Origin of the sequence: Agromyces albus (assembly GCF_004134825.1) — a bacterium.
GTDB lineage: Bacteria > Actinomycetota > Actinomycetes > Actinomycetales > Microbacteriaceae > Agromyces > Agromyces albus.
In genome coordinates this window covers 90380-103746 of record NZ_SDPN01000002.1, presented here as the reverse complement: position 1 = coordinate 103746, position 13367 = coordinate 90380, and the positions used below count along the sequence as shown (strand labels likewise).

Here is a 13367-nt window from a genome sequence, read left to right as displayed (position 1 = left end):
AGCGAGCGGCTGCACTGCCGCGCTTGCATCTTCTCGCGCAGGCGTGCGCGCGGCAACCCCGTTCGGAGGGCGATCTTCGCGGGCGCGTCGGAGGTGGGCGACCACCGGCAGATGTGCTTATGCGCGCCGCCGCCGCGCGACCACCAGCATGACCGCACCGAGCACGATGGCGAGCGCAGCGAACGGCACGATGGCGACATACGCGGCGTCGACGCCGGTCGACGCGAGGCCACCGGCAACTCGAGGGCCGGACCCTGCAGGGTCGCTCCCGAAGCTGCCACCGCCTCCGGGCGTGCCGGGATCCTCGCCGGGCGTCGTCACCGCAGCTCCGGGCAGCGTGCCGGCACGCAACGCGCCCGGCTGCTCACCGTCGGCGAACCACCAGACGGGACGGACCGTGGCAGCGGCATCAGCCGCAAGCACGGTCGCGCGTGCAAAGGAAGCTGCATCGATCGACCCCGACATCACCGCCGGCTCCGTCGCGATCGAGCTCAGCGACGGGGGCGAGGTCGCGAATCCCTCGTTGTTGAGGTTCGGCATGCCGGCCGGCCGCGCGACGTGCACGATCGTCGGCTCGGCGCCGGTGAAGGCGATGCGGGCGGCGAGACCCTCGCAGCCGTTGTCGCAGACCGCCCACAGCTCACCGAGCACGGTGTCGTAGTCGAGCGCCATCACGCCGCCGAGGCCCGGATCGATCGAGGCGACCTGGTCGATCGAGCCGTCGGCGCCGAGCGCGTAGGCGTAGACGAACCCGTTGTCCTCGACCGCGACGAAGAACAGGCCGTCACCGTGACCGGGGTAGTCGGCGGGAACGTACGGCGCGCCGGTGCTCTGGTCGACGAGCAGGCCGGCGAGCGCGGCATCCGACACCCATTCGACCGCCTCGATGCCCGTGTTCGCGGCGACCTGCGGCAGTGAGGCCGTGAGGTCCCACTCCTGGTCGGCGACGACGTCGGGACCCGGCTCGTCGGGATCGACCTCGAGCACGACGTTCTGGTTCACGGCTTTGTCGGAGTTGTCGCGCTCGGAGCCGAGATAGACGCGGCCATCGGCGTCGACCGTGATGCCCTCCGCGTCGGGCCCCGCCGCGTCGACGTCGTCGGCGTCGCGCTGGAACCGGGCGCGCTTGCCCTCCTCCCAGCCGTCGGCGAACACGACACTGCCGTCGGCGTTCGCGACGAGCTTCCAGAAGGTGCCGGTGCCGTTGTCGACCGCCCAGAGGAAGGTGCCCTCGGCGGTGTCCTGGGTGTCGAGTCCCGAGGAGTCCTCCAGGAACATGGTCTCCTCGTCGAGCACGGTCACGTCAGCGGCACCCGGCCAGGCTTCGACCTCCGGGTCGCCCGGGTCGCCCGGGTCGTCGCCGCACGCGTTCGACTGGCTCTTGGTCGCGACCGCGGCGTCGGCGAAGTCACCGGTGCCGTCGGGGCAGCGCGCCCAGGTGACGGCGGCGTGGTCGGGCCAGCCGTACTCGACGACGGTCAGGCCGGCGGCGTTGCGGATCGTCGCGACATCGTTGCCGCCGAGGCCGAAGCTGAAGTGCTGCCCGCCGTCGAACACGAAGAAGGCGCCCGGGTCGAGCGTGATGCCCGCGGCGACCGGGGTGACGTCGGCGGCGTGCCCGATGGGGTCGCTGTCGATGAGGGTCCAGCCCGAGAGGTCGACCGGCTCGGCGCCGGTGTTGACGATCTCGACCCAGTCGGTCACGTCGCCGTTGGACTCGACCTCGTTGACCGCCACGTCGGGCAGTACGCACGTGTTCGGCTCGCCGGGCGTGACCTCGGCGAGCGCGAAGCCGCCGGTCGCGTCGGGGCAGCGGGCATAGCTCGCCGCCGCCTCGTCACCGTTGATGGCCGGATGCCCCGTCCACGAGTGAGTGTCGAGCTGCGTGCCTTCGGCGTTGTAGAGCCGGATGGAGTCCGACCCGCCGATGCCGATGGCCGCCTGGAACTCCTGCGCTGCACCGTCGACGTCGACACCGAGAGTGGATGCCTCGACGACGAGTCGCGCACCGCCCTCGATGCTCGAGCCCGCGGCGAAGAACCAGCGGTGGTCGTCGGAATTGTCGCGAATCTCATAGCCCGACAGGTCGAGGGCACCGGTGCCGGGGTTGATCAGCTCGACCCAGTCGGCAGGCCCCGAGTCGATCTCGTTGAGCAGCACGCCGGCCGGCTCTTCGGGTGCGGCGCAGATGTTCGCCGCGCCCAGTGTGACCTCCGTCGCATGCGCCCACTCGCCGCCATCGGCGCAGCGCGACCAGTCGCTGAGGGGTGCGGTCGCGTCGTACGCGTGGGAGTCGATGAGCGTGCCGGCGGCGTCGAAGAGCGCGACCTCGTCGCCCTTGCCGAGCCCGAACGGGAAGCCGAGCGTCGGGGCATCCTTCTCGAGCACGAGGTAGGCGCCGGGCTCGATCGTCGTGCCGGCGGGGATGGTCCCCGTCTCCGTGCGCTTGTCGTCCTGGACCTGCCATCCCGACACGTCGACGGCCGTTCCGGAGGCGTTGAAGAGCTCGATCGCATCGGCGGGTGAGCCGTCGTACCAGATCTCGTTGACGACGACACCGCCCTCGGCTCCGAGAGCGATGCTCGGGGCCCCGGTGATCGCGATTCCGGAGGCAGCGACGGCCATGAGGATCGCGACCGTGCGGCGGGCGGGACGGGGCAACGGCATGCGGGCGCTCCTGACGACAGAAAGGGTCGCTCGTACTCGACCGTTCCCGGGTAAAGGGAGTTGGTCTGGCCGGTGAACGGGCCGTGTCCGTCGTGAGTCTGGTACCGCGACACGTGCGGCGCATCACCGTATGTCAGCGGTCGGATGCCGGGGGCAGGGCGCAATCCTCTCGCGCTGCCGGGCCGGTGCGGGCATGCTGAAGCCATGAATGATCGTGAGGAATTCCTGACCTGGGTGTACACCTCGCTCGCGGAAGCCGAACGAGCCCAATTCAACGGCGACGACAGACCCAGACGGGCGATCTGGTCGCGCGAAGAGCCCGTGAGCGTGCTCGGCGCTTGGCGCAACGCGACGAACCGCGACGAACTCGTCGAGGCGTTCGAGGTGCTCGCCTCGAGCTTCTCGGACTGCACCGGCTACTCGTTCGACCTGATCGCGTTCGACATGAACGGCGACATGGCGTACACCGTGGGCTACGAGCGCATCTCGGCGTCGATGGACGGCCAGCCGCGCACCTTCACGTTGCGCGCCACCCAGGTGTACCGTCGCGAGGGCGGCGAGTGGCGGGTCGCCCATCGGCACGCCGACGCGATCCCGTAGTGGCGTCATCGCGGCCTTCGGCTGCCCGAGGCATCCGCGTCGCTGCGGGTGTTCAGGGCGCGGCCGGTCAGAGTTGCAGGAAGAACCGGCGCTCGCTCGGCGTGTCGGGCGGCGGCACGCCGCATAGCACGCAGAAGTTCCTGCATCTGTGATGACCGAGCGGATGCCGCACGGCAGCGCTGCGCGCAGAAGGCCCGACCCTCGGGGCGAATGAGGGCCGGGCCTACGCAGTGAGCCGAGTGGTCTCGATACGCGTCGCGCGGCGCTACTCGACCCCGGGTTATGACCGTCTCCGAGCGCATCGCTCACGAGCAGGTCGCTGATCCGGTCGTCGATCTCGCGCTGGATCACGCGACGCAGCGGACGTGCACCGTACTCGGACTCGTAGCCGCGCTCCGCGAGGAGCACCACCGCGGCATCCGTCACCTCGAAGGTGACCTCTCGCGACGCGAGCCGCGAGGCGGTCGCACCGAGCATGAGCCACGAACGCCCAGCCCCTCTTGAAGAGGCCGGGCGTTCATGCAAAGGGAGCGGATGTTTCGGCGCTACCGACTGCGGCAACCTCTCGGTTGCACAAGCGAAGGGAGATCAGCAAGGAATGAGGTTCTCAACGCCCGATCCGAGACTCGCCGGACCGCCGAGGAGGACGACGTCCGAGAGCGAGCGTTGCTGCATCGCCTGCAGGGTGACGATGGGAACGCAATCTCGGGGCACGAGGAGCAGGTTGGCACGTGTCGCCGCGGCGACCGGTGCTCCTGCTAGTGCGTCGGGGAAGTTGAAGCCCGTTGCGAAGAAGACGATCTCGTCGTGATTGGTGACACTGAAATACGCAGTGAGCCCAGCCGAAACGGCGAACCGGTCGGCACCGCCGATCCTCTGAGTTGAGAATCCGTTCGAACGAAGCGAGTCGTCGAAGCCAGAATGAACCGAATTCGGCCCACCAATGATCCACGTGTGGAACGGGTGAAGGTCCGTCAGCAACGATTTCGTTTCTGCGTCCAGTTCAGGACGACCGCCATTCACCAATACGAGCGGAAAGCCACTGTTCGCGGCAGCTGCCCCAGCTGACAGCGCGTCGGCGAAACCTCGACCGTCTGCGAACAACACTTGGAAGTACTCCATCGAGGGCTCCGAGAACGCGTAGGCCGCCACATTCCGTGACACCTCATAGCGATCGCCCCCGGTGATTCGCTCCACCGTTGTCGCGAACCCGCTCAGCTCAGACAGGACTGCTTCGCTGACTGAGGCTGGGCCCCCGACGACGACGATCCTCTGGGGAGCCAGCCGCTCGAGTTCCGCCCCGATCGACGGTGGGATCGCGGAGGGTGTCACGAGGAGTACTGGTCCGCCCAAAACGGCTGCAGCCGGACCTGCGCTCAGCGCATCTGGAAAATTCAGTCCATTGGCTACCATGACCACTGGGACGCCGGGCTCGAATGTGCCCGCTGACATCGCCGCTGCCGCCTCGAACCGATCGGCGCCTGCAACTCGATCGATGACCGCAGGTTGCCAGGGCGAGAGCCACGCATCGATGTTCGGGGTCGTCGATCCACTCACTACGTGTACTTCATCGGCGTCAACACTCAGGCGCACGTCCGGCCACCATTCGGGCCGATAGGCAGCGCCGTCGGCACCTCCGCTGCCATTCGTGAACTTCACCAAATAGGAGCCTGCTGGGAGCCCTCGGAGCTGATACGCACCGGAGGTGCCGCTCCATCCTGTGACCAGTTCGAGAGCCCCATCGGGCTCGATGAGGTACGCCCAGGCGACCAAATCATTCCCGGGGGCCGTCCACGGTGCGTTTATCCGCCCTGCTATCGCTCCCGCGATAGGCAGGTCTATGTCTGCGCGCAGGTCTTCGCCGGCCAGGGTGACGACCGTGGCCTCGAGGTGATACGGAGTGCCACCGAACCACATCGACGCATAGCCGAGTGACGTGTCGTCGGGATTGCGAGTATGGGAGTAGCGCAACTGGTACTCGCCGTCGGGAATCCCGGCGATCGTGTAGTCGCCGGAGCCCGAGGACTCGCCCCATGCGATCAGGTCATCGGAGCCAGCGCGATAGACCTGAATGAAAGCGGGAATGCCAAACGTCGGTAGCCGCACGTCGTCCCTGCCCACATGCCCCGATATGGAATGCAACTCCGCGGCCTCCGCTGAATCCGTGGTAGCCACGGGCGCAATGAACCCCACGGCCAGCAGAGTCGCCACTGATGCGGCAGCAAGTACGGCGTAGATCGCGGCTTTGCTCGGTCGGTTGCTCACGGGACGTGCATCCTTTCGCCAAACGAAGCATAAAGGTTCTGGCCGTCGTCACGATTCACGCCCGCATGGAACGACGAAGGCCCAGTCCTCATGGGAGGGGACTGCGCCTTCAGTCTGTTGATCGTCCGGTATTTCGGTACTTCGGTACCGAGCGGATGCTGCGACTATGCCGCTTGCGGCAGTGTCACCGTCGCCCGCGGCACGGCGGTCACGACGAACTCGCCGTCGGCGGCATCCACGCGCACGCCCTCGCCGTCGCCGAGCGCACCACTCACGAACAGGTCGCTGATGCGGTCGTCGATCTCGCGCTGGATGACGCGGCGCAGCGGTCGGGCACCGTACTCGGGCTCGTAGCCGCGCTCCGCAAGGAGCGCCACCGCGGCATCCGTCACCTCGAACTCGACCTCGCGAGCAGCAAGTCGGGCAGCGGATGCCCCGAGCATGAGCCGCACGATCTGCTCGAGCTGCGGCTGGTCGAGCTTCTGGAACAGCACGATCTCGTCGATGCGGTTCAGGAACTCGGGCCGCATGGCCTCGCGCACCTTGCCCATGACGCGGTTGCGCACGTCATCCTGCGACGAGAAGCCCGAGCCATCCGTCGAGGCCACGAACCCGAGCGCACCCGAGCGCGACGCGAGGAACTCCGAACCGAGGTTCGAGGTCATCACGACCACCGTGTTGCGGAAGTCGACCGTGCGACCCTGACCGTCGGTGAGGCGTCCGTCGTCGAGCACCTGCAGCAGCAGGTTGAACACGTCGGGGTGGGCCTTCTCGATCTCGTCGAACAGCACGATCGAGTAGGGGTTGCGCCGCACGCGCTCGGTGAGCTGCCCGGCCTCGTCGTAGCCGACGTATCCGGGAGGGGCACCGACGAGTCGCGACACGGTGTGCCGCTCGCCGAACTCGCTCATGTCGAAGCGGATCACGGATGCCTCGTCGTCGAAGAGGCTCGCAGCGAGCGCCTTCGCCAGCTCGGTCTTGCCGACACCCGTCGGACCGAGGAACAGGAACGAACCCACCGGACGCTTCGCGTCGCCCATGCCGGTGCGGCTGCGGCGCACCGCCTTCGCGACCGCGGTGACCGCGTCGTCTTGACCGATGACGCGCGCGTGCAGCTCGCCCTCGAGGTCGCCGAGGCGCTCACGCTCGCTCTCGGTGAGGCGGTTCACCGGAATCCCGGTGGCCCGTGAGATCACCGCAGCGATCTCGGCCTCGTCGATGACGGTGGCGTTCGGGTCAGCGGATGCCGCGGCGCGGCCGTTCGCCGTCGCCTCATCGAGCTTCGCCTGCACCTTCGAGATCTCGTCGCGAATCCGTGACGCCTCCTCGTAATGCTCGGCCCCGACGGCGGCGTTCTTGTCGGCCTCGAGGTCGGCGAGCCGCGCGATGAGCGCGGAGACATCCGTCTTCACGCCGAGCCGCAGGCGCAGCCGCGCCCCGGCCTGGTCGATGAGGTCGATCGCCTTGTCGGGGAGGACCCGGTCGGTGAGGTAGCGCGCGCTGAGCTCGACGGACGCCCGCAGCGCGGCATCCGTGTACTCGACGCCGTGGTGCTCTTCGTAGGCGGGCTTGAGCCCGTGCAGGATCAGCACGGCGTCCTCGATCGAGGGCTCCCCCACGCGAACCGGCTGGAACCGGCGCTCGAGCGCGGGGTCCTTCTCGATGGTGCGGTACTCCTTGAGCGTGGTCGCACCCACGAGGTGCAGCTCGCCGCGCGCGAGGCGCGGCTTCAGGATGTTGCCCGCGTCGGTGCCACCGTCGCCCGAGCCGCCCGCGCCGACCACGGTGTGGATCTCATCGATGAACACGATGAACTCGCCCTTGTTCGCGGCGATCTCGTCCATCGTCTTGGTGAGGCGCTCCTCGAAGTCGCCGCGGTAGCGGGTGCCGGCGAGCATGCCGGGCAGGTCGAGCGAGATCACGCGCTTGCCGAGCAGGGCCTCGGGCACCGACTCCTCGACGATCGCGCGGGCGAGGCCCTCGACGATCGCGGTCTTGCCGACGCCGGCCTCGCCGATCAGCACGGGGTTGTTCTTCGTGCGGCGGCTGAGGATCTCGATGGTCTGCTCGATCTCGTCGACGCGTCCGATCACGGGGTCGAGCTCGCCGTTCTCGGCGAGCGCTGTGAGGTCGGTGCCGAACTTCTCGAGCATCGGCGTCTTCGACTCCCCCGCCGGTTGAGTAGCGCGCGACGAAGTCGCACGCGTATCGAAACCATCACCCTCGCTCGCGCCCAGCCCCTCCGTCAGCGCCTCAGCAGTAACCCCGGCCCGCGCCAACACCTGCCCCGCAGGCGCATCCTGTCCAAGCACGAGCGCGAAGAAGAGGTGCTCGGGGTCGATGTAGGTCGAGCCGGCCGAGCGCGCGACCTGGTACGCATGGAACAGCGCGCGGCTGGCGCTCGGCGTGATTGTGGCCGCGTTGGCAGCTTCGTGCTGGTTGAGCCTGTCGAAACCGGATGCCGCGGGCAGGCGCGCCTCGGTCGCTGTGATGAGCCGCTCGGGGGCGACGCCGATGCGCTCGATGGCCTGCTTCACGCTGTCGTCTTCGACGATCACGCGCAGGATGTGCAGGGCGTCAAGCTCGGTCTGGCCGCGCTCGAGCGCGAAGCGTCCTGCCTGCTGCAGGATGCCTTGCGTGCGGGCTGTCAGGAACCGGCTGAGGTCGATCGACCGAGCCTGACGCGCCTGCTCACCTGCGAGATACCGGGACAGGAACTCATCGAACGAGTTCGCGCCGGCTTCGGGGTTGAAGTCTTCGGGCACCAATCCTCCTGGGAACTTGAGTGTGGTTCGCTCAAGTTCAACGCGGCGGGAGCTGGCGTATTCCCACACCCCCGTACTGGGGACACAGACTCGACGGTGCCCACCCAGTCCAACCGGCAGACTTAGCCGATGCGGGCCGAGACGCTCAGCGCGCAGCAACACAGCACACGAACCACGACGCACTGCCAGAGTGGGCCCACTCAATATCTTCTGCTGAGCGGAGGCTTCGCGGCGCCAAGGAAGGAAGACCGAGAGATGACGGAAACTGCGAGCTTGCGGCTCAGGTCAGCGTCTGTGCTGGGCGTTCTAGGCGAGTACGACCACGAAATTGAGTTTCAGGACGGCAGTAATTTCGTCATCGTTTATGGGCCGAACGGGATCGGTAAGACCAAGCTGCTCGAGATTATTGACGCGCTTCTTCGCATGAATTTCGCGATGCTGAGCGGAAAGCCGTTCTCCACCGCGCGGCTTGAGTTTGAGGATGGTTCAGCGCTTAGCGCAGCCGTATCACGCATCCACGGCCCGGCGCCGGCTGAGGAACGGGACAGCGATTTTGAGGGATCTCTCAAGAGTATGCGGGAACACGGGCAGGTCACCATTCGGTTGGAGCGCCCAGACGGCAGCCATATCGATTGGACATGGCGTGGTGAAGATCAGAACAACTTCGAGCTCTACCTTCAACGTGAAACCACGTGGATACCAATCAACGGTGGCGCATGGCAGGACCAGACGGACGGCGAAATCGCTGATCTCGACGAACTTTCAATGCGCTTTGGTTGGCGCGATGTGAGGACTAACCGGAAGCAGAACCGCCCGCCAGCCGATTTCGTGGCGTTCGCAGATCGGCTCACCACGCACCTCATTGAGACGCAGCGGCTCAAGATCGAGGAGTACATGGACCGCTCGCCTCGGTCTCGCAATAGCCCGCGCAACCGACGCGGGCAGACCACAATCGTTGATTACGCGAGCAAGATGCGCGAACTGCTCTCCAAAGCGCTCGCGGAAAATTCGCGGGTTACGCAACAGCTCGACCGCACTTTCCCAAGTCGCGTTCTCTCCAGGGATGACGCGTCCGAGGTACTGGATGAAGTTGGCATTCGCGAAAAGTACGAGTCGCAGAATCGCTTCCGCAGCCGACTGGCAGACATAGCCCTGATCGGTCTGGAACCAGAACTCGCGCTTCCTGAACGAACGCTAACCATCTGGGAGGTCAGCATGCTTGACCTCTACCTCGCCGATGCGGACAACAAACTCCAATCATTCGAAAACCTCCTCGAGAAAATCGAGGCCCTCGAAGAAATCATCAACGCACGTCTGCTCCGCAAACACTTTGCGGTCAACGCGCACGACGGGCTCGTGGTCACACACACTTCCGACGGGCGGCCAATTTCCTTGGACTCGCTTTCATCGGGCGAACAGCACGAGATCATCCTTATGTTCGATCTGCTGTTCAATGTTGAGGCCGGGAGCCTCGTAATGATCGATGAGCCAGAAATCTCGCTCCACGTGAGCTGGCAAGTCGACTTCATTGCAGATGTTGAACGCATTGCTAGCCTTGCGGATTTCCAGTTCATCGTGGCAACTCATTCTCCACAAATCATCAACACCTGGTGGAGCCGTGCAAAGCAACTTGGCCCGCACAATGAAGAGTTCTTCGGTCCCGTTGCACGGGATGCACTGTGAAGCAATTCTTAACTGGCAGCACCCTATTCATGACTGCGGTTATGCAACGTCAGGTAAGTGGGAAGCTGTTGCTGGTCGTCGAGGGCGACGATGAAGACCGGGTCTTGTTTGGGCACATTAACGAGCCCGATGTGACGCTGCTCGTGGCTGGAGGAAAAGGCGAGGTGCTCGCTGCGGCTCATCTAATCCATTCGCAACAGATTCCAGCGGCGATCGCCCTCATTGACCGGGATCTGGACGACTTGACCGGACAGTCCTCGGCCTACCCTCCAACCGCGGTTGCGACCCGAGGCTACGATCTCGTCGCTGACATCGTTGGTGTCAACACCGCATTACTCGACCGCGTCCTTCGAGTGCATTCGCGGGCGGCGACTGAGCACATCGAGAGCCAGACTGGAGTCTCGGCTACGGAAGTCGCCTTCAGGCTTGCAAGTGCAATTAGTCCGCTTCGCCTCATTGCCCAGGAACACGGCGTCGCCTCGCGTTTCAGGGATTTTCCGTTTGGATTGGCACTAGCGGCCGATTACACGCCGAAACCTTGGGAAGACCTCGTCGATATAGTGAACTCCCGTTCCCAGGCGAAGCTAAATCACTCCGTGCTGCGGGCCAACATTGAAGCGGCGACGGCGCGCACGTCAGGACGGTCCGAGCTCTGCGGAGGTCACGACGTATTGGGCGCCGCAGCGGCTGCATTGAGGCAGGCGGGAGCACGACAGCTCAGCGCCCACCACCTCGCAGCAAGCCTTCTGGCAGCAACAGACTGTTCGACGGTGCAGCTCCTCGATCCATACTCTGAGCTCCAGGCGTGGGCAGGTCGTTATACGCGATCAGCATTTCTGTGTGAGGTGGCCGCGTAGCTCGTTGCAGGCTCGAGAGCGAGGTTCCCCCCGGTGATCGTTATGCCAGTGGCGAGAGGCCATCACGCGCATAGGTTCCAGCGAGCACCGGCCCGCGGTCACGATCTGGTCGACCACTGACGAGTGCCGGTCCGTATCCGTGCAGGTCGTCGGCGCTCAGAGCACCACATCCGACGAAGTGTCGTGAGCCCCAACTACCGTCAGCACGGGAGGTTGCGCATGGGGAGAATCAAGTTCGTCGGTCCAAGACCGAGTTGTTCAATCGTGGGCTGCGAAGTGGAGGCTTCGGCGCGCGGGTGGTGCCGAAGCCACTACTACCGGTGGAAAACTTACGGCGACCCATCGAGCCCTGTGCGGCGGCATGCCAACGAAGGTAAAGAATGTTCCGTACCGGCTTGTCTACGAGACGCCCGAGCCAGAGGCTACTGCAGCATGCACTGGCAGCGATGGCGAGCGCACGGCGATCCATTAGCAGGAAAGGTACGCAGAACATACGGGGTCGGTGCGCAATGCGAGGTGGATGGATGCGGCCAACCAATCTCGGCACGAGGACTCTGCAATCGACATTTTCTTAGGTATTCAAAGCACGGCGACCCCCTCGGCGGAGCCAGGTCTCCACGGGTGCGCAAGGCGCTCGACCATGAGGATGGCACCCGCACTTGCCCCAACTGTGGAGAGCGTCAGTCGATCGAGGCGTTCAACCTCGACAAACTCGCGACAGGTGGCAGGCGGGCGATTTGCAAGGCGTGTCGGCGCGCAGCGGAGAAGCGTCGCTGGGAGGCGGAACCCGGTCGTCTCCGCAGCCTCGCGCGCAAGAACTACGCGAAATCAATCGACGTCCGTCGCGCGAAAGACAAGGAGCGCTACGAACGGGACAAAGACAAGCGAATCGCTCTCGCCACCGAATCGGTGCACCGTCGGCGCGTCAGGATGACAATGGAACCGAGCGATCGTGGCATCACAGTCGCAGCGCTACGCGAGAAGTTCGGAGACATCTGCCCGTACTGCGGTCAGCCCATGTCATTTGAATATGTAAGAGGTCGACAGTACGAACCTCGGAAAGCGACCATCGAGCACATCATTCCTTTGTCCGGAGGTGGAGGCCACACCTGGGCAAACTCGATGCTCTGCTGCTGGCAGTGCAATTTGCGCAAGAACCGAAGAACGAGGGAAGAGTGGGTGATTTCAATGCGCGATAAGCGATGATCGGGTAGTCCTCGGGGTCCTTCGCCGGTTCGTGTGTGCGACCGCGGCCTAGAGTCGCCACATGACCCACCACCCACGCACCGCGATCACCGGCGGCACCGGCTTCGTCGGACGCCACCTGGCCCAACAGCTCGGGCCCGGGGCATCCGTCATCATCTCCCGGCGCACCGGCGTCGACACCAGTGACGTCGACGCGCTCGCGCGGGCGTTCGAGGGATGCGAGGTCGTCGCGCACTGCGCGGGCATCAACCGCGAGATCGGCGGCCAGACCTACCAGCGGGTGCACATCGAGGGCACGGCCAACGTGATCGAGGCGGCCAAGCGGGCCGGAGTGCGCAAGGTCATCATGCTGAGCTACCTGCGGGCACGCCCCGATTGCGGGTCGGCGTACCACGAGTCGAAATGGGCGGCCGAGGAGCTGATCCGCGACTCGGGCCTCGACTACACGATCCTCAAGGCCGGCATGATCTACGGCCGCGGCGACCATCTCATCGACCACCTCAGCCACACCGTGCAGACCTTGCCGGTGTTCGCGACCGTCGGCTTCCGCGAGAAACCCATCCGGCCCATCCCGATCGACGACCTCACCGACATCCTCGTCGCCGCGATCGACGGGCGGATGCCGCGTGAGACCGTCGCGGTCGTCGGGCGCCGAGCAGCTGCTGCTCTGGAGGGCCGTGCGGCGCGTGGCATCCGTCGTCGGACGCCGCGTAGTCGTGGTGCCGTGGCCGGTGTGGGCGCAGTACGCGCTCGCGCAGGTGACCGAGTGGACCATGAAGGTGCCGCTCGTCGCGAAGGCCCAGGTTGCGCATGCTCGCCGAGGGCGTTACGGATGCCGCGCCGCCCGCGGCATCCGTGCCCGACGACCTTCGCCCGCGGCGCATGTTCACGGCCGAGCAGATTCGGGAGAGTTTGCCCGAGCCCGGCGGGTTCGGGTGGAAGGATCTGCGGGTCAGCGGCTGACGACGTTCGTGCCCCCAGTTCGGGGACGAGTGCCGCCTGGCGAAGCGAAGTGGACAAGGGAGCCGCCATCAAAGGCGTCGGGCCGTTGGGAACGACAGCTCGAACGGCCAGCCCTGCCCCTGCGTCCGACGAGGACGCTGCCGGATAGTAGCCCGAGGACCAATCGTGAAGCAGCCCAGCGCCACCCTCGCCATTCTCGCCACCACCTCTGCCTATCTCATGGCCGGATGCACGAACAGCAACGGGTGCATCGACAACAACGAACTGTGCCCGAGCCCATTGGATGCCCTCGATGCCGCGCGACCAACGCAACCGGTCGTTGACGGATCATGCCAGCTCGTAAAGGACCAGAAGCTCCGGC

At 65.6% G+C, this 13367-nt stretch carries 8 protein-coding genes and 1 pseudogene; 5 read left to right on the top strand and 4 right to left on the bottom strand.

Features of this window, described 5'->3' with window-relative positions; translation table 11 throughout:
- Nucleotides 1–117: 117 nt before the first annotated feature.
- Entirely contained in the window at nt 118–2667 is a 2550-nt protein-coding gene (locus ESP51_RS01715) for a lamin tail domain-containing protein (protein ID WP_129519153.1), read from the bottom strand.
- Nucleotides 2668–2871: 204 nt separating this feature from the next.
- On the opposite strand from ESP51_RS01715, the gene ESP51_RS01710 reads away from it, so the two are divergent.
- Nucleotides 2872–3267: a nuclear transport factor 2 family protein gene (locus tag ESP51_RS01710; protein ID WP_129519152.1), complete on the top strand. Its 396-nt coding sequence runs from the start codon at nt 2872–2874 to the stop codon at nt 3265–3267.
- A gap of 345 nt (nt 3268–3612) precedes the next feature.
- Here ESP51_RS01710 and ESP51_RS01705 read toward each other — a convergent pair.
- The 3 genes and pseudogenes from ESP51_RS01705 to ESP51_RS01695 form a co-directional block, all read right to left on the bottom strand.
- Nucleotides 3613–3744 (bottom strand): annotated as a pseudogene (locus ESP51_RS01705) (hypothetical protein); the annotation flags it as partial.
- A 111-nt stretch (nt 3745–3855) separates the two neighbouring features.
- A complete protein-coding gene (locus tag ESP51_RS01700; RefSeq protein WP_129519151.1) occupies nt 3856–5532 on the bottom strand; it encodes a cell wall-binding repeat-containing protein in 1677 nt (558 codons plus the stop codon).
- Between the two features lie 164 nt (nt 5533–5696).
- A complete protein-coding gene (locus ESP51_RS01695) occupies nt 5697–8297 on the bottom strand; it encodes an ATP-dependent Clp protease ATP-binding subunit (RefSeq protein WP_129519150.1) in 2601 nt (866 codons plus the stop codon).
- 255 nt (nt 8298–8552) lie between these two features.
- On the opposite strand from ESP51_RS01695, the gene ESP51_RS01690 reads away from it, so the two are divergent.
- The 4 genes from ESP51_RS01690 (at nt 8553) to ESP51_RS01675 (ending at nt 13154) form a co-directional block, all read left to right on the top strand.
- Nucleotides 8553–9980, top strand: a complete 1428-nt coding sequence (locus ESP51_RS01690) for an AAA family ATPase (RefSeq protein WP_164990349.1) — start codon at nt 8553–8555, stop codon at nt 9978–9980.
- Between the two features lie 41 nt (nt 9981–10021).
- On the top strand, nt 10022–10837 hold the full coding sequence (locus ESP51_RS01685; protein WP_129519148.1) for a hypothetical protein: 816 nt from the start codon (nt 10022–10024) through the stop codon (nt 10835–10837).
- 621 nt (nt 10838–11458) lie between these two features.
- Nucleotides 11459–12043: an HNH endonuclease gene (locus ESP51_RS20455; RefSeq protein WP_164990348.1), complete on the top strand. Its 585-nt coding sequence runs from the start codon at nt 11459–11461 to the stop codon at nt 12041–12043.
- A gap of 61 nt (nt 12044–12104) precedes the next feature.
- Nucleotides 12105–13154, top strand: coding sequence for an SDR family oxidoreductase (locus ESP51_RS01675; protein WP_241842920.1), 1050 nt, complete (start codon nt 12105–12107; stop codon nt 13152–13154).
- Nucleotides 13155–13367: the final 213 nt, after the last annotated feature.

Bases quoted from the DNA above. Each gene is read 5' to 3' on its own strand.
- ESP51_RS01715 (WP_129519153.1), bottom strand. From the start codon at position 2,667: ATGCCGTTGCCCCGTCCCGCCCGCCGCACGGTCGCGATCCTCATGGCC.
- ESP51_RS01675 (WP_241842920.1), top strand. From the start codon at position 12,105: ATGACCCACCACCCACGCACCGCGATCACCGGCGGCACCGGCTTCGTC.
- ESP51_RS01685 (WP_129519148.1), top strand. From the start codon at position 10,022: ATGCAACGTCAGGTAAGTGGGAAGCTGTTGCTGGTCGTCGAGGGCGAC.
- ESP51_RS01690 (WP_164990349.1), top strand. From the start codon at position 8,553: ATGACGGAAACTGCGAGCTTGCGGCTCAGGTCAGCGTCTGTGCTGGGC.
- ESP51_RS01710 (WP_129519152.1), top strand. From the start codon at position 2,872: ATGAATGATCGTGAGGAATTCCTGACCTGGGTGTACACCTCGCTCGCG.